Origin of the sequence: Nocardia salmonicida, from assembly GCF_036142455.1 — a bacterium.
Classification (GTDB): domain Bacteria; phylum Actinomycetota; class Actinomycetes; order Mycobacteriales; family Mycobacteriaceae; genus Nocardia; species Nocardia salmonicida.
This window is the reverse complement of record NZ_CP108014.1, coordinates 919,095-933,349: the sequence shown is the minus strand read 5'-3', so window position 1 is coordinate 933,349 and position 14,255 is coordinate 919,095. Positions and strand designations below refer to the sequence as shown.

At 68.0% G+C, this 14,255-nt stretch carries 19 protein-coding genes; 11 read left to right on the top strand and 8 right to left on the bottom strand.

The annotated features are described in order from the left end of the window. Positions 1-94: 94 nt before the first annotated feature. From OHS03_RS04585 to OHS03_RS04575, 3 genes are all read left to right on the top strand, one after another. Positions 95-427 carry an ArsR/SmtB family transcription factor gene (locus OHS03_RS04585; RefSeq protein WP_328661035.1) on the top strand — a complete coding sequence of 111 codons (333 nt, stop codon included), beginning with the start codon at positions 95-97 and terminating at the stop codon, positions 425-427. 47 nt (positions 428-474) lie between these two features. Continuing rightward, positions 475-1,026, top strand: a complete 552-nt coding sequence (locus tag OHS03_RS04580; RefSeq protein WP_328661033.1) for a P-loop NTPase family protein — start codon at positions 475-477, stop codon at positions 1,024-1,026. 79 nt (positions 1,027-1,105) lie between these two features. Then, positions 1,106-2,284, top strand: a complete 1,179-nt coding sequence (locus OHS03_RS04575; RefSeq protein ID WP_328661030.1) for a winged helix DNA-binding domain-containing protein — start codon at positions 1,106-1,108, stop codon at positions 2,282-2,284. A gap of 39 nt (positions 2,285-2,323) precedes the next feature. Here OHS03_RS04575 and OHS03_RS04570 read toward each other — a convergent pair whose 3' ends face one another. After that, the gene (locus tag OHS03_RS04570; protein WP_328661029.1) at positions 2,324-2,683 is read right to left on the bottom strand and encodes an Rv2640c family ArsR-like transcriptional regulator; all 360 of its coding nucleotides are present in this window, start codon (positions 2,681-2,683) and stop codon (positions 2,324-2,326) included. A 99-nt stretch (positions 2,684-2,782) separates the two neighbouring features. On the opposite strand from OHS03_RS04570, the gene OHS03_RS04565 reads away from it, so the two are divergent. From OHS03_RS04565 to OHS03_RS04550, 4 genes are all read left to right on the top strand, one after another. After that, positions 2,783-3,301, top strand: a complete 519-nt coding sequence (locus OHS03_RS04565; RefSeq protein ID WP_328661026.1) for an ArsI/CadI family heavy metal resistance metalloenzyme — start codon at positions 2,783-2,785, stop codon at positions 3,299-3,301. A 73-nt stretch (positions 3,302-3,374) separates the two neighbouring features. Continuing rightward, positions 3,375-3,746, top strand: coding sequence for a metalloregulator ArsR/SmtB family transcription factor (locus tag OHS03_RS04560; protein ID WP_328661025.1), 372 nt, complete (start codon positions 3,375-3,377; stop codon positions 3,744-3,746). Next, positions 3,743-4,828 carry an ACR3 family arsenite efflux transporter gene (arsB, locus tag OHS03_RS04555; RefSeq protein ID WP_328661023.1) on the top strand — a complete coding sequence of 362 codons (1,086 nt, stop codon included), beginning with the start codon at positions 3,743-3,745 and terminating at the stop codon, positions 4,826-4,828. Before OHS03_RS04560 ends, arsB begins: the two co-directional genes overlap by 4 nt. Positions 4,829-4,843: 15 nt before the next feature. Continuing rightward, the gene (locus OHS03_RS04550; protein WP_328661021.1) at positions 4,844-5,254 is read left to right on the top strand and encodes an arsenate reductase ArsC; all 411 of its coding nucleotides are present in this window, start codon (positions 4,844-4,846) and stop codon (positions 5,252-5,254) included. Between the two features lie 32 nt (positions 5,255-5,286). Here the strand turns inward: OHS03_RS04550 and OHS03_RS04545 are convergent, their stop codons facing one another. After that, positions 5,287-6,003 (bottom strand): NUDIX hydrolase, encoded by a 717-nt coding sequence (locus OHS03_RS04545; RefSeq protein ID WP_328661020.1) that lies wholly within the window; start codon positions 6,001-6,003, stop codon positions 5,287-5,289. 78 nt (positions 6,004-6,081) lie between these two features. Between OHS03_RS04545 and nadA the strand changes: the two genes are divergently transcribed. From nadA to OHS03_RS04525, 4 genes are all read left to right on the top strand, one after another. After that, positions 6,082-7,119, top strand: a complete 1,038-nt coding sequence (gene nadA, locus OHS03_RS04540; protein WP_328661018.1) for a quinolinate synthase NadA — start codon at positions 6,082-6,084, stop codon at positions 7,117-7,119. 31 nt (positions 7,120-7,150) lie between these two features. Next, the gene (locus tag OHS03_RS04535; protein WP_328661016.1) at positions 7,151-8,764 is read left to right on the top strand and encodes an L-aspartate oxidase; all 1,614 of its coding nucleotides are present in this window, start codon (positions 7,151-7,153) and stop codon (positions 8,762-8,764) included. Positions 8,765-8,865: 101 nt separating this feature from the next. After that, positions 8,866-9,726, top strand: a complete 861-nt coding sequence (gene nadC, locus OHS03_RS04530) for a carboxylating nicotinate-nucleotide diphosphorylase (protein ID WP_328661015.1) — start codon at positions 8,866-8,868, stop codon at positions 9,724-9,726. Positions 9,727-9,765: 39 nt separating this feature from the next. Next, entirely contained in the window at positions 9,766-10,149 is a 384-nt protein-coding gene (locus OHS03_RS04525) for a hypothetical protein (RefSeq protein WP_328661013.1), read from the top strand. A 39-nt stretch (positions 10,150-10,188) separates the two neighbouring features. On the opposite strand, the gene OHS03_RS04520 is transcribed toward OHS03_RS04525, so the two are convergent. The 6 genes from OHS03_RS04520 to bioB all read right to left on the bottom strand — a co-directional run bounded on the left by OHS03_RS04520 (position 10,189) and on the right by bioB (position 14,206). Further along, entirely contained in the window at positions 10,189-10,356 is a 168-nt protein-coding gene (locus tag OHS03_RS04520; protein ID WP_165610398.1) for a hypothetical protein, read from the bottom strand. Between the two features lie 98 nt (positions 10,357-10,454). Next, a complete protein-coding gene (locus OHS03_RS04515; protein ID WP_328661011.1) occupies positions 10,455-11,594 on the bottom strand; it encodes an AI-2E family transporter in 1,140 nt (379 codons plus the stop codon). A gap of 61 nt (positions 11,595-11,655) precedes the next feature. Beyond that, positions 11,656-12,189 carry a DUF1353 domain-containing protein gene (locus tag OHS03_RS04510; RefSeq protein ID WP_328661008.1) on the bottom strand — a complete coding sequence of 178 codons (534 nt, stop codon included), beginning with the start codon at positions 12,187-12,189 and terminating at the stop codon, positions 11,656-11,658. A 71-nt stretch (positions 12,190-12,260) separates the two neighbouring features. Continuing rightward, complete coding sequence (locus OHS03_RS04505) at positions 12,261-12,911, bottom strand: DUF2567 domain-containing protein (RefSeq protein WP_328661006.1); 651 nt, start codon at positions 12,909-12,911, stop codon at positions 12,261-12,263. Continuing rightward, positions 12,911-13,120 (bottom strand): biotin synthase auxiliary protein BsaP, encoded by a 210-nt coding sequence (gene bsaP, locus OHS03_RS04500; RefSeq protein ID WP_405151566.1) that lies wholly within the window; start codon positions 13,118-13,120, stop codon positions 12,911-12,913. Before bsaP ends, OHS03_RS04505 begins: the two co-directional genes overlap by 1 nt. A 72-nt stretch (positions 13,121-13,192) precedes the next feature. Then, positions 13,193-14,206, bottom strand: a complete 1,014-nt coding sequence (gene bioB / locus OHS03_RS04495; protein WP_056824775.1) for a biotin synthase BioB — start codon at positions 14,204-14,206, stop codon at positions 13,193-13,195. Positions 14,207-14,255: the final 49 nt, after the last annotated feature.

The window sequence follows — 14,255 nt, the reverse complement described above, 5'->3', positions numbered from 1 at the left end:
CTCCCTTGTTCGACTTCTCTCGTACTAGTACGAGAGAAGTCGAACATACTCAGTACGATAAGATTCGTACAACCCCCGACGTGGAAGGTGTCCGATGCAGGCAGCGATCGAAGCCGAACGACTCCCCGAGCCCGCGCGCGCAGACCTGCGCCTCGATGTCGTCCTGGGCGCACTCAGCGATCCACTCCGCCTCGGGATCGTGCACAAGCTCCTCATCGAATCCCCCGACCTCGACCGCCCCTGCGGTTGGTTCGGCATCGACCGCCCCAAGTCGACGCTCACCCACCACTTCCGCGCCCTCCGCGAAGCAGGCATCACCCGCCAGCACCGCTACGGCCTCGAACGCCGCAGCCAGGTCCGAGTCGCGGACCTCGACACCCGCTTCCCTGGCCTCCTCGACCTCGTCCGCACCTGGCGCCCCGAATAACCCCTCGATCCCGCCGAACCGGGGTGAATACTGTCGTGGTGGCTGGGATGCGACGAATCGTCGTGGTGGGGACATCGGGGTCGGGCAAGAGCACGCTGGCCCGACAGATCTCGGCCCGGCTCGACATCCCGCACATCGAACTGGACGCGATCCACCATCAACCGAACTGGACGCCGATGCCCGCGCCCGACTTCCGGGCCGCCGTCGCCGAGCGGATCGCCGGGGATGCCTGGGTGGTCGACGGCGGCTATCGAAGCAAACTCGGCGATCTGGTGTGGCGACGGGCCGATACGGTGGCCTGGTTCGATCTGCCCCGGTCGCTGGTCATGCGCCAGGTCGTCCGCCGGACGGTGGGCCGCGCACTGGCCGGGTGCGAGCTGTGGAACGGCAATCGGGAACGCTGGAGCCAGATGTTCTCGCTCGACCCGCAACGATCGGTGATCATGTGGGCTTGGACGACCCACGCGAGGAACCGGGTAAATTACCTTGCGGCACAATCCGACCCGACATTTCAGAACCTCACCTTCGTTCGGCTCGGCTCACATCGCGAGGCCGCAAAGTTCCTCGACGGTCTCACCCCCGTCCCACCGCCGAGCTGACGCGCCCTCGACAGCACAGCCGATCCGGCGCGCGCCGCACAGGCGCGTGGTTGTCGGTGTCCCCGCATACCATCCGCTCATGCTCTCGATCGATACCGCGCAGCGTCGCGCCAGATTGGCGACCAGGCATCGGCTCGCGCCGTCGGCCCGCTCGAACGACCCGGTCGATATCGCGCGCTCGATGGTGGTTCTGCACGCCACCGACCCGGCGACGGTGTTCCTTTCGGTCGGCGCCCGCGGCATCGATCTCACTCCGGCCGACGTCGAGAAGGCACTGTACGACGACCGCGCCCTGATTCGCATGCTCGCCATGCGCCGCACGATGTTCGTCGCGCCGACCGAGTTGCTCCCTGTTCTGCAGGCCTCCACCTGCGATGCGCTGGCCCACAAGCAACGCCGCACCTACGGTCGCTACATCGAACAGGCCGGCGTGGTCGACGGCGACATCTCGACCTGGCTCGCCGACGTGGAAGCCGAGACCCATGCGGCATTGCTGACCCGCGGCGCGGCGACCGGCGTCCAGCTGAGCAAAGATGTGCCACGCCTGCGCACCCAGATAGACACCGCGCCCGGCAAGCCCTATTCCAAACCGACCAGCATCACCACCTGGGTCCTGGTCGTCCTCGGCGCCGAAGGTCGCATCGTGCGCGGCCGCCCGAACGGCAGCTGGACCAGCAGCCAGTACACCTGGGCCCCCGTGGAAACCTGGCTACCCGAAGGGTTTTCACCGTTGCCCACCGCACAGGCCCGCGTCGAACTGGTCCGTCAGTGGTTGCGCACCTTCGGACCGGCCCCCGTCACCGACCTGAAATGGTGGACCGGCTGGACGCTCGGTGAAGTCCGAAAAGCCTTGGCAGAACTCGACACAGTCGAGGTAGACCTCGACGGCACCCCCGGCATCATCCTCGCCGACGACCTCGCCCCCGTCCCCACCCCCGAACCCTGGGCAGCCCTGCTCCCCGCCCTCGACCCGACCCCCATGGGCTGGCAATCGCGAGACTGGTTCCTCGGCCCTCACACCGCCGCCCTGTTCGACACCAACGGCAATATCGGCCCCACCATCTGGGCCGACGGCCGCATAGTGGGCGGCTGGGCCCAACGCTCCGACGGCGAAGTAGTGACCCGTCTACTCGACGATGTCGGCTCCGACACCGAAAAACTCATCGACGCCGAAATCGCCCGCACCACAACCTGGTTCGGTGAAGTCCGAGCCATCCCCCGCTTCCGCACCCCTTTGCAACGCGAGCTCACCGCCTGAGGGCGAATCAACCCACGACGAAGCTCGAACGGCGGAAGACTATGTGCAGCAGTTGGGATCGAGCACCGTGCACAGCGCGGACAGCGCGTCGCGGCGGGCGCGATGGATGGTGTTCATCCCCCGCCGTTCGGACTCCACCAGGCCCGCTCTGCGCAACTGGCCGAGATGGTGAGAGACCGTGGACTCGCTCAGACCGACCGCGGCGGCGAGGTCGCCGCCGTTCTCCTCGCCGAGCGGGCTGGTCAGCAGCAGTGACAGCAATCTGACCCTGGCCGGGTCGGCGATCGCCTTGAGCCGCAACGCCACCTCCAGCGCGGCGGCGTCGTCGACGGGCCCCGCCGCCACGGGCGCACAGCAGACGGGGGCGGACATATCGATCATCGGTAGCGCCTTCGGCATGCCATCGACCCTACTCGCGGTATTGACATATGTCGAAAAGGTGGGCAGACTCGGCCTCACAAGTTCTTCGATATATGTCACACAAGTGGAGGTTCGATCATGTCTCGTATCCAGCTGGCCCTCAATGTCGACGACCTCGACACCGCCGTGCGGTTCTATTCCACCCTGTTCGCCACCGAACCGGCCAAGCGCAAGCCCGGCTACGCCAACTTCGCGATCGCCGAGCCCCCGCTCAAGCTCGTACTGATCGAGAACGCGGGCCAGGGCGGGTCCCTCAACCACCTCGGGGTCGAGGTCGAATCCTCCGAGCAGGTACACGGCGAGATCGCCCGACTCTCGCAAGCGGGCCTGTTCACCGAGGAGCAGATCGCGACCACCTGTTGCTTCGCCACCCAGGACAAGGTGTGGGTGACCGGGCCGGGCGCCGAACGGTGGGAGGTCTACACGGTGCTGTCCGACAGCGAAACCTTCGGCACCGCACCCGAACTCGGCCGCACCGACGCCGAAGCGGTCGAGGTCTGCTGCGGTACCGCCGCCGAGGCAGAGGCCGAGGGCGCCTGCTGCGGCACCGAGGCCAAGGCGAAGGCGGTCGACTCCGGCGCGAGCTGCTGCGGCTGACCCGGCCCTGCTGCGAGCGAGTTCACTCGATGTTCGCTTGCCTTCTTGATTAGACATCGATCAATATCGACGTATGTCGAATCAGGATCTGCCGCTGAGTGTGGCCGCACCCTCGTGTGAGGCCACACTCAGCACCCGCGCACCGATGACCGGCGAGACCGCCACCGAGCTGGCCGTGCTGTTCAAGGCGCTCGCCGACCCGGTTCGACTGCGGCTGCTCTCGGCGATCGCGTCCCGCGCCGGCGGCGAGGCCTGCGTCTGTGACCTGTCGACGGGGATCGACGTGACCCAACCCACCATCTCCCACCACCTGAAGGTGCTGCGCGAAGCCGGTTTGCTGACCAGCGAACGCCGCGCGTCCTGGGTGTACTACCGGGTCGTCCCGCACGCGTTGGCGCGGCTGTCGGATGTACTCGCGACCGAGGCCGGAGCGGTGACTCTATGAGCACCGCGACCGAGCATCCCGCCGTCGTGGGCAAACTGTCCACGCTCGACCGCTTCCTTCCGGTCTGGATCGGGGTGGCGATGGCCGCCGGGTTGCTGCTCGGGCGCATGATCCCCGGCCTCGGCGACGCATTGAGCGCGGTCGAGATCGACGGCGTCTCCCTGCCGATCGCACTCGGCCTGCTGATCATGATGTACCCGGTGCTGGCCAAGGTGCGCTACGACCGCCTCGACTCGGTCACCGGCGACCGCAAGCTACTGATCGGCTCGCTGGTCCTGAACTGGGTACTCGGCCCCGCGCTGATGTTCGCCCTGGCCTGGTTGTTCCTGCCCGACCTGCCCGAATACCGCACCGGCCTGATCATCGTCGGCCTGGCCCGCTGCATCGCCATGGTGATCATCTGGAACGACCTGGCCTGCGGCGATCGCGAAGCCGCCGCCGTACTGGTGGCCCTGAACTCGGTTTTCCAGGTCCTCATGTTCGCCGTGCTCGGTTGGTTCTATCTGTCGGTCCTGCCCGGGTGGCTCGGCCTCGAGCAGACCACGATCGACGTCTCCCCCTGGCAGATCGCGAAATCGGTCCTGATCTTCCTCGGCATCCCGCTGCTCGCCGGTTTCCTCTCCCGCCGCCTGGGCGAACGCGCCAAGGGTCGCGACTGGTACGAGGAGAGTTTCCTGCCCCGGATCGGCCCATGGGCGCTCTACGGTCTGCTGTTCACCATCGTGATCCTGTTCGCCCTGCAGGGCGAGCAGATCACCGCCCATCCCGTCGACGTCGTGCGCATCGCCCTGCCCTTGCTGGTGTACTTCGCCGTGATGTGGGGCGGCGGCTACGCCCTCGGCGCCGCCATGGGCCTCGGCTACGCCCGCACCACCACCCTCGCTTTCACCGCCGCGGGCAACAACTTCGAACTCGCCATCGCGGTAGCGATCGCCACCTTCGGCGCCACCTCGGGCCAGGCACTCGCCGGAGTCGTCGGCCCCCTGATCGAGGTCCCCGTCCTCGTCGCGCTGGTCTATGTCTCGCTGGCACTGCGTCAACGCTTTCCCACCACTACGCCCTCGGCCTCCCCGGCCCACTGAAAGGCATTGCCCCACATGACCACCAAGCCCAGCGTGTTGTTCGTCTGCGTCCACAACGCCGGTCGCTCCCAGATGGCCGCCGGTTTCCTCACCCACCTCGCCGGTGACGCCGTCGAGGTCAGGTCCGCGGGCAGCGCGCCCGCCGAGACGATCAACCCGGCCGCGGTCGCGGCGATGGCCGAACTCGGCATCGACATCGCCGACCAGACGCCGAAGATCCTCACCTACGACGCCGTGGAAACCTCCGACGTCGTCATCACCATGGGCTGCGGCGACACCTGTCCCGTATTTCCCGGCGTGAGTTATCGCGACTGGGTCCTGGAAGACCCCGCGGGCAAGGACATGGAGTCGGTGCGCCCGATCCGCGACGAGATCAGGTCCCGCATCGAAGCCCTTGTCGCCGAATTGATGCCGACCCACGCCTGAGTCTCGCACTCGCCCCGGACCGGGGCTCGCACTCAGCCCGGTGGCCGTAGCGCGGCGAATTCGTCGGTGACGCGCAGGCCGGAGTCGGTGAAACGGTACAGCGCCGCAGGCCGACCTCCCGCCCGCCCGGAGGGAGCGGTATCGCCGGTGGGCGTGATCACCTTGCGGCGGGTGAGAACTCGTTGGAGGTTGGTGGTATCGACGTCGTAGCCGAGTGCGGCGCAATAGATTTCGCGCAACGTCGACATGGTGAACGTGTCGGGAGCCAGTGCGTAGGCGATGTTGGTATAGGAGAGCTTGGCGGCCAGGCGAGTGCGGGCGTGGTCGACGACGGTGCGGTGATCGAAGGACATGTCGGGCAGGTCCGAGACCGGGTGCCAGGTGGTGTCGGACGGGAGTTCGGGTTCGGTGGTGAGGGGGACGAGGCCGAGGTAGGCCGAGGCGATGCGGCGCGGAGCGGGGACTCGGTCGGGGTCGCTGAACACCGACACCTGCTCGAGGTGGTGCAGATCGCGCACGTCGACCTTCTCGGCGAGCTGGCGCCGGGCGGAGGTGTCGAGGTCTTCGTCGTCGCGCAGGCGGCCGCCGGGTAGCGACCACGTGCCTTTCTGCGGATCGAGCGCACGTTCCCACAGCAGAACCGCCAACTCCGGGTGCTTGGCGCCTCTACCTGCGGAAATGCTCGGAGGGAAGCGGCGTACCTGGAACACCGCGGTCAGCGATTCGTGGATGGTGTTACTATGGGGCACGTTTTCGATTATAAGTCGAAAACCTGGTCAGGTGCGAATCGCGGCGATGGAGCCGCTCGCACGATGAAGGGAGCCACCATGGCGACGACGACTGCACAGCGGACGCTGATGGATTCCGTCTTCGACGGACCCACGGGCTACGCGGGTGTCGAGGCGACGCCGGAATGGGCGCAGGAGGTGCGCCGCCTGGCGCGCGAACGCAATGCGACCATCCTCGCGCACAACTACCAGCTGCCCGAGATCCAGGACGTGGCCGACCACGTCGGCGACTCGCTGGCGCTCTCGCGCATCGCGGCCGAGGCCGAAGAAGACACCATCGTGTTCTGCGGCGTGCACTTCATGGCCGAGACCGCCAAGATCCTGAGCCCGGCCAAGACCGTGCTCATCCCGGATCAGCGCGCGGGCTGCTCGCTGGCCGATTCGATCTCCGCCGAGGAACTGCGCGCCTGGAAGGCCGAGCACCCCGAGGCGATGGTGGTGTCGTATGTGAACACCACCGCCGAGGTGAAGGCGCTCACCGACATCTGCTGCACCTCCTCCAACGCCGTCGACGTGGTCGACTCGATCGACCGCGACCGTGAGGTGCTGTTCCTGCCCGACCAGTTCCTCGGCGCGCACGTCAAGCGTGAGACGGGCCGCGAGAGCATGCACATCTGGGCGGGCGAATGCCACGTGCACGCCGGTATCAACGGCGACGAGCTCACCGAGCAGGCCCGCACCCACCCTGATGCCGAGCTGTTCGTGCACCCGGAGTGCGGTTGCGCCACCTCGGCGCTGTACCTGGCCGGCGAGGGCGCGTTCCCGGCCGAGCGGGTGCACATCCTGTCGACCGGCGGGATGATCGACGCGGCGAAGGCCTCGCGCTCCACCCAGGTGCTGGTGGCGACCGAGATCGGCATGCTGCACCAGCTGCGCAAGGCGGCGCCCGGAATCGACTTCCAGGCCGTCAACGATCGCGCGTCCTGCAAGTACATGAAGATGATCACCCCGGCCGCGCTGCTGCGCTGCCTGGTCGAGGGCGCCGACGAGGTGCACGTCGACCTGGCGATGGCCGAGGCCGGTCGCGCCTCGGTGCAGCGCATGATCGCCATCGGCAACTCCGGCGGTGGCGAATGACCGCCGCCGCGGGGCCGAGCCGGTAACGACCATGACGGTTCCGGTTTCCTGGGAGGCCGAGGTCGACCTGGTCGTCATCGGCGGGGGCGTGGCCGGTCTCACCGCGGCGCGTACGGCGTCGTTGCGTGGGCTGCGGGTGCTCATCCTGAGCAAGGGCGGTCCGACCGATACCTCGACCCAGTACGCGCAGGGCGGCATCGCTGTCGTCGCACCGCTCGGTGACTCGGTGGACTCGCACGTGCTCGACACCGTCGAGGCAGGCGCCGGGTTGTGCGAGGTCGACGCGGTGCGTTCGATCGTCGAGGGCGGGCAGGCCGCGGTGGCCGCGCTGACCGACCTCGGCGCGGTCTTCGACCTCGGTCGCGACGGGCAGATCTCGCGCACTCGCGAGGGCGGGCACAGCACACGCCGCATCATCCATGCCGGCGGCGACGCCACCGGCGCCGAGGTGCAGCGCGCGCTCAACGCGGCGGGGCTGCCGGTGATCTTCGGCGCCGCCGCACTGCGCGTGGTGACCGGCGCCGACGGCGTGCAGGGCGTTATCGCGGTGTCGGACAACGGTGTCGGTGTCGTGCACACGCCCGCTGTCCTGCTGGCCACCGGCGGGCTCGGGCAGCTCTACGCGCTGAGTACCAATCCGCCGGGAGCGACCGGTGACGGTGTGGCGCTGGCATTGTGGGCCGGGGCGGCGGTGGCCGATCTCGAGTTCGTGCAGTTCCATCCGACCGTGCTCTACACCCCGGGCGGGGTGGGCAGGCGGCCGTTGATCAGCGAGGCGGTTCGTGGCGAAGGCGCGATACTCGTGGATTCCCACGGGCACTCGGTGACCGACGGGGTGCATCCGCGAGGCGACCTGGCTCCCCGGGATGTGGTGTCGCGCGCGATCGCGGAGCGCATGCGGGCGTCGGGCACCGACCATGTCTTCCTCGACGCGCGCGCCGTCGACGGGTTCGCCCAGCGGTTCCCGACGATCACCGCGTCGTGCCTGGCGGCGGGGATCGACCCTGCGGCGCAACTGATCCCGGTCGCGCCCGCCGCGCACTACCAGTGCGGCGGCGTCGTCACCGATACGCACGGGCGCACCGGCGTCGCGGGGCTCTACGCTGCGGGCGAGGTCGCCAGAACGGGACTGCACGGCGCGAACCGACTGGCCTCCAACAGTTTGCTCGAAGGGCTGGTGGTGGGCGAGCGGGCAGGCGCGGCGGCGGCCGAACGTATCGGCACGCGCGCTCGGATAGCCGAGATCTCTTCGTGGACACTGGAATTCGCTGATCGTTCGGTGGTACAGCAGGCGATGACCGAGCATGCTTCCGTCGTGCGTGACGGCGCCGGACTCACCGAGGCGCTGGCGCGCATCGATGCGGCGAGTTCGGTCGTGCCGATGCTCGACACTGCCGAGGATTCGGTGACCGCGGCCCCGCACCTGCGCCGGATCGAGGACGCGGCGCTCACCGTGACGGCGCGCGCCCTGCTGCTCGCGGCGGCGGCACGTCAGGAGAGTCGCGGCTGCCACACCCGCTCGGAGTATCCGGGGACCGTCGACGGGCAGCGGCACAGCATCGCGGTCGCTCTCGACACGCACGGCGCACTCGAGCTATCCACCGCGGCAGTCGATTTCGCGCCCTTGCCGACCGGGGTGCGGTGACATCGCACGCCCGGTCTGTTGTTCAAGAAATTCCGGCGGAGCGAGACTCGCCCCGCCCGATCGACGCGGCGCACAGTCGCCCGGAGAACAGGAGTGCAGTGATGGCTCTGGACGCCACCCTGGACCGTGATGAGCTGCTGACGCTGATCCGTACCGCTCTCGATGAGGACCTGCGCTACGGGCCCGACGTCACCACGGTCGCCACCGTCGCCGAAGACGCCGTGAGCAAGGCCTCGGTGGTCTCACGCCAGCACGGCACCGTCGCGGGCATCGACGTCGGGCTGCTCGTGCTCGACGAGGTGCTCGGCGCTGATGCCTACGAGATCACCGCGCGAGTCCCCGACGGCACCCGGGTGGAGCCTGGCACGTCGGTGCTGAGCATCGTCGCGCCCACCCGCGGCCTGCTCACCGCCGAACGGACCATGCTCAACCTGGTCTGCCACCTGTCCGGCATCGCCACCGCGACCGCCGCCTGGGTCGACGCGGTCGACGGCACCGAGTGCAAGATCCGCGACAGCCGCAAAACGTTGCCCGGCCTGCGCGCCCTGCAGAAGTACGCGGTCCGCGTCGGTGGCGGCGTGAACCATCGGATGGGGCTCGGCGATGCCGCGCTGATCAAGGACAACCACGTGGTCGCCGCGGGTTCGGTCGTCAACGCCCTGCGCGCGGTCCGCGAATTGGCCCCGGAAATCGCCTGCGAGGTCGAGGTCGACAGCCTCGAACAACTCGACGCGGTGCTCGCCGAGAACGTCGAACTGGTGCTGCTGGACAACTTCGCGCTCTGGCAGACGCAGGCCGCCGTCCAGCGCCGCAACGCAGCAGCTCCCGAGACGAAACTCGAGTCCTCCGGCGGACTTTCGCTCGATCAAGCCGCCGAGTACGCGGGCACGGGCGTCGACTACCTCGCCATCGGCGCCCTGACCCACTCCGTGCGGGTACTCGATCTCGGGCTCGATATGTGAAACCGAAGCCCCACTCCCGGCAGTCCGTACAGTCGGAATATGGCATTGCAGTGCGACATCCAGCCCGCCTCGCCGTTGCAGCTGACGCCGAGCTGCACCGTTTACACCGGCGTGGTGCGGCTTGCCGTCACGGGGAAGTTCCTCCAGTCTCTTCGTGCACCGGCCGACGAGTTCGGCGTCTTCGTCCCCGATGTGGCGCCCTTGCGCGGCATCGCGGACGAGCCCCGGGTGTGGGCTGAGGCGTATGTCATGAGCACCGTGTCCTCGCCTGCCGGCGGATTCCCCGCCGGTGTCGACTACGTGCGTGCCACGTTCCTGGCTGATCCGCGCGGCGGCACCGACCGTTGGCTCCACCTCGGCGGAGCCGCGTATATCGGCAAGGGGATCGGCCTCGGCTACCGGATCACCGTGCAGACCGCGTAGCCGTGGCGGCAGGACGAAACCGGAACAGCCCGGCCCCGTTCAGGAATCGTGGCGACGATCGCGATGCTTCGACGAGCGCCGATAGGTGCGTCCGCTCGGTACCGCGGTGGCGGCCGACGAACTGCGCAGGGCATGGCGGCGGCGCCAGGCGACCAGATCGGGTCGCTCGGCGGGCTGCGCTGCGACCTGCTCGGCTGCGGTCTTCATGGTCAAGGTCCTCCCCCGAAAATCACGATGCCGCCAGGATAGGGAGCGGGTACGACCACATTCCACTGGTTTTCCGGTGAATCGCTCCACGGCGCCCGCTATTCCTTGTCCACCGCCGCCTCGGGCTGTGCGGGCTTGCCCGGTTTCTCGCGCGGCGCGGGCTTTTTCTCCATGGGCGCACCGAGCAACACGTCCGCCCATCGCGTTGTCGGATCGATGTCGAACAGCAGCGCCTTCACCAGCAACGTCAGCGGAATCGCCAGCAGCGCACCGAGCGCACCGAGTACCCATGCCCAGAACACCAATGACACGAACGTGATGGTCACCCCGAGGCCGACGGCATCACCGACGAACTTGGGTTGAATGATCGACTGGATCACGAAGTTGATCCCCGAATAGACCACGATCACCCAGATCATCAGCTCCGGCCCGCTGTCGAGCAGGGCGAGCAGCGCGGGCGGAATGACGCCGATGACGAACCCGACGTTCGGAATGTAGTTGGTGATGAACGACAGCAAGGCCCACAGGATCGGCAGCGGCACGCCCATCAACCACAGTGCACCACCATCGATCACGGCCACGATCGCGCCGAACACCGTGGAGACAATGAGGTATTTGCGTGTCCCGGCAACGAAATCGCCCAGTGCCTGCGCGATCGCGGGCCGCTCGTGGGCCACCATCGCCAGCCGACGGTTCATCGTCATCCCGTCGACGGCCATGAACAGCAGCAGTGCCAGAACGAAGAACAGATTCGAGAAGACCCCGAGCAGGCCGCCGAGTACCTCCTCGATCACACCGGCGGCCTTGCCCACATCGATCCCGCTCAGCGCCTTGTGGATCTGATCGGAACTCACCCCCGCACTCGACAGCCAGTCGCGCCCATGGTCGAGCAATCTGTTGAGTTCGTCGGCATAGTTGGGCAGCAGTGAGGCCAGCTGCGCCGCCGACAGTGCCAGCGCACCACCGATTCCGAACAGAATCGCGACCACCGCCACCAGCGCCGCCGCCATGCCGAGCCAGGCGGGCCAGCCCCTGCGCACCGCCCAGGTCTGGATCGGCTGCACCGCGATGGTCAGCATGAGTGCGAGGAAGACCGGTCCGACCACGCCGGAGAAGGCCTCCAGTCCGGCGATGGTGACCACCATGGCCGCGAGCGACAACAGCACGATCAGTCCGCGCGGAATCGACCATTCGACAGGCGGTGCCGCGGTCGCGGGTTCGGTGCTCGGCTCGGACATGCGCCGAACGGTAGCCACGCGAAGGGATGGGCGCCTCCCCCATTCCGGGTGAGATCCGGGCTCAGGCCGTTTTCATCTGCGGCTTCGGCGGCGGTGCCGCGGTGCCGCGCGTGATCCGACCCAGGGCCCAGAACCCCAACTCGACCACCCAGAACACCAGCAGCGCAGCGGTCACCACCAGCACCGGGACCGCGAGAAAGACCAGCGAGGGCACCGCGATCAGCGACCAGCCGAGCACGTCGACCGCACGCGCCCCGCGCAACCGGCTACCGAGGCGAACGGCCGTCCACATCATCCAGCGGCGCGGCACCGACACCCCCGCCTCGTGCAGGCTGCGCCGGAATATCCCGTCCGCGTCGGCGGGCCCCACTTCGGCTGTGCGGCACAGATAGTCGTGCAGGATCGCGGCCCTGGTGTAGGCGCCGTAGCGCGGGATCAGCCATACCAACGCGCGCGGCACCGAGGCGAAGTCGGTGCGGAATCCGGCAGGCACCGTGAAGGTTTCGACCGCGCCCTCATAGGTGAGCGGTTCGGTGAGCCGCCAGAATTTCGCGTCGAGTTCCTCGACGACCGGACCACCACCGATGAATGCCACGACCGTTCCTCTCGCACCGCAGCAAGGTATCTACCTGCCGTTATGCAGAAATGGTATCGCGCAATGATCGCTCAGCCGCGTGGTTGCGAACTCGGATCGAAATCGCCGCTTGGCCGATACTGTTCGACTCCGTACGGCAGGCGGTAGGCGTCGGGATCGTCGCCGAAATCGGCCGGGCGCAGGTCACCGAGCAGGCCGGCAGCACCGGAACCGAGATCGACGGACGGGTGTAGTGCGGCGAGAAACAACAGCACGAGGGCAGCGAGGAACGGCTGTATCAGCAGGGCGAGATCGGTGCCGACTTCCGCAGGCAGCGCGATGATCTGGCCGATCGCCGGATCATCGGGACGCGGATGCCGCACGCCCGCAACCCATTCCCCGATCCACATCATCAGCGCCGCGCCGAGCCCCGAGGCGACCAGCATGCCGAGCACGAGAGCGGGCCCGCGGGTGATCCGGACCCGCCAGGCACCGACCGCACTCAGCACCGCGACCACCGCGCCGATGCACAGGAACATCCCGACCGCGTCGAACAGGTGCAGACTCTCGCCGGTGAGCACGGCCGCGCGGCCGGGCTGGGTCACCCGCAACCGCTCGGTCGGCGCGAGCAGACCCCACACCACCCCGGCCGCCACGCTCGCGACCAGCACCGCCGCGAGGACGATGCCGACGCCGACGGCCTCACGACGCAATACCTCATGGCGCTCCCCGCGGCCGAGCACTACCGACGTTCCAACCGTGCCGATTCGATGACACCGTGGCGCGAGCACTTGGCCCACCAACCGTCGGGACTGATCTGCACGATCATCCGACGACCGCACTGCTCGCAGAATCGCGGCGGTTCGAGACCGAGTGCGGCCGACACGGGCATCGCGTCGTCGAGCCCGGGCACGATCCGCTTACCCGTGAACGGGTTGTAGCGCTCGTCCAATGCTGTTACCGCCTCTGCGAAGTGCGACTCGACGGCCGCGACCTGGGTCGATACTCGATCGTACACAGCGTTTTACAGGGTGTCGTTGAGCGCCTTGATCGGCATGCTCAGCTCACCGAGCAGATCGAGATCGGACTCGGCGGGGCGGCCGAGGGTGGTGAGGTAGTTGCCGACGATCACGGCGTTGATCCCGCCGAGCATGCCCTGCTTGGCGCCCAGGTCGCCGAGGGTGATCTCACGACCACCGGCGAAACGCAGGATGGTGCGCGGCATCGCGAGCCGGAATGTGGCGATCGCGCGCAGCGCGTCGGCGGCGGGCAGCACCTCGAGGTCGCCGAACGGGGTGCCGGGCCGCGGGTTGAGGAAGTTCAACGGGACCTCGTCGGGGTTCAGCGAGGCCAGCTGCGCGGCGAACTCGGCGCGCTGCTCGATGGTCTCGCCCATGCCGAGGATGCCGCCGCAGCACACCTCCATGCCCGCTTCGCGCACCATCCGCAGGGTTTCGAAGCGCTCCTCGTAGGAGTGGGTGGTGACCACCTTCGGGAAGTGCGACTTGGCGGTCTCGAGATTGTGGTTGTAGCGGTGCACGCCCATCGCGGCGAGTTGGTCGACCTGCTCCTGGTTCAGCATGCCCAGCGAGCACGCGACCTGGATGTCCACCTCGTTGCGGATGGCCTCCACACCGGCGGCGACCTGCGCCATCAGGCGCTCGTCGGGGCCGCGCACCGCGGCGACGATGCAGAACTCGGTGGCGCCGGTCTTGGCGGTCTGCTTGGCCGCCTCGACCAGGCTGGGGATGTCGAGCCAGGCCGCGCGCACGGGCGACTGGAACAGACCCGACTGTGAGCAGAAGTGGCAGTCCTCGGGGCAACCGCCGGTCTTGAGGCTGATGATGCCCTCGACCTCGACCTCGGGGCCGCACCACTTCATCCGCACGTCGTGGGCCAGCTCGAGCAGCGCTTCCAGGTGCTCGTCACCCAGGCGCAGCACCTCGACGGCCTGCTGCTCGGTGAGGCCCTCGCCGCGCTCGAGCACCTGCTCACGGGCGATGGCCAGAATATCGGTCTGGACGGGTGCCTGCGTCACGACGTGATGTCCCTTCGACGGGGGTGTGCGCACGAGCCGTGGGTGTGAT

What these genes read in the sequence shown, in the direction of transcription:
- OHS03_RS04565 (WP_328661026.1), top strand. Translation starts at nt 2,783, where the DNA reads ATGTCTCGTATCCAGCTGGCCCTCAATGTCGACGACCTCGACACCGCC.
- OHS03_RS04525 (WP_328661013.1), top strand. Translation starts at nt 9,766, where the DNA reads ATGGCATTGCAGTGCGACATCCAGCCCGCCTCGCCGTTGCAGCTGACG.
- OHS03_RS04515 (WP_328661011.1), bottom strand. Translation starts at nt 11,594, where the DNA reads ATGTCCGAGCCGAGCACCGAACCCGCGACCGCGGCACCGCCTGTCGAA.
- OHS03_RS04585 (WP_328661035.1), top strand. Translation starts at nt 95, where the DNA reads ATGCAGGCAGCGATCGAAGCCGAACGACTCCCCGAGCCCGCGCGCGCA.
- OHS03_RS04550 (WP_328661021.1), top strand. Translation starts at nt 4,844, where the DNA reads ATGACCACCAAGCCCAGCGTGTTGTTCGTCTGCGTCCACAACGCCGGT.
- nadA (WP_328661018.1), top strand. Translation starts at nt 6,082, where the DNA reads ATGGCGACGACGACTGCACAGCGGACGCTGATGGATTCCGTCTTCGAC.
- arsB (WP_328661023.1), top strand. Translation starts at nt 3,743, where the DNA reads ATGAGCACCGCGACCGAGCATCCCGCCGTCGTGGGCAAACTGTCCACG.
- OHS03_RS04560 (WP_328661025.1), top strand. Translation starts at nt 3,375, where the DNA reads ATGTCGAATCAGGATCTGCCGCTGAGTGTGGCCGCACCCTCGTGTGAG.
- OHS03_RS04580 (WP_328661033.1), top strand. Translation starts at nt 475, where the DNA reads ATGCGACGAATCGTCGTGGTGGGGACATCGGGGTCGGGCAAGAGCACG.
- OHS03_RS04575 (WP_328661030.1), top strand. Translation starts at nt 1,106, where the DNA reads ATGCTCTCGATCGATACCGCGCAGCGTCGCGCCAGATTGGCGACCAGG.
- OHS03_RS04570 (WP_328661029.1), bottom strand. Translation starts at nt 2,683, where the DNA reads ATGCCGAAGGCGCTACCGATGATCGATATGTCCGCCCCCGTCTGCTGT.
- OHS03_RS04520 (WP_165610398.1), bottom strand. Translation starts at nt 10,356, where the DNA reads ATGAAGACCGCAGCCGAGCAGGTCGCAGCGCAGCCCGCCGAGCGACCC.
- nadC (WP_328661015.1), top strand. Translation starts at nt 8,866, where the DNA reads ATGGCTCTGGACGCCACCCTGGACCGTGATGAGCTGCTGACGCTGATC.
- OHS03_RS04535 (WP_328661016.1), top strand. Translation starts at nt 7,151, where the DNA reads ATGACGGTTCCGGTTTCCTGGGAGGCCGAGGTCGACCTGGTCGTCATC.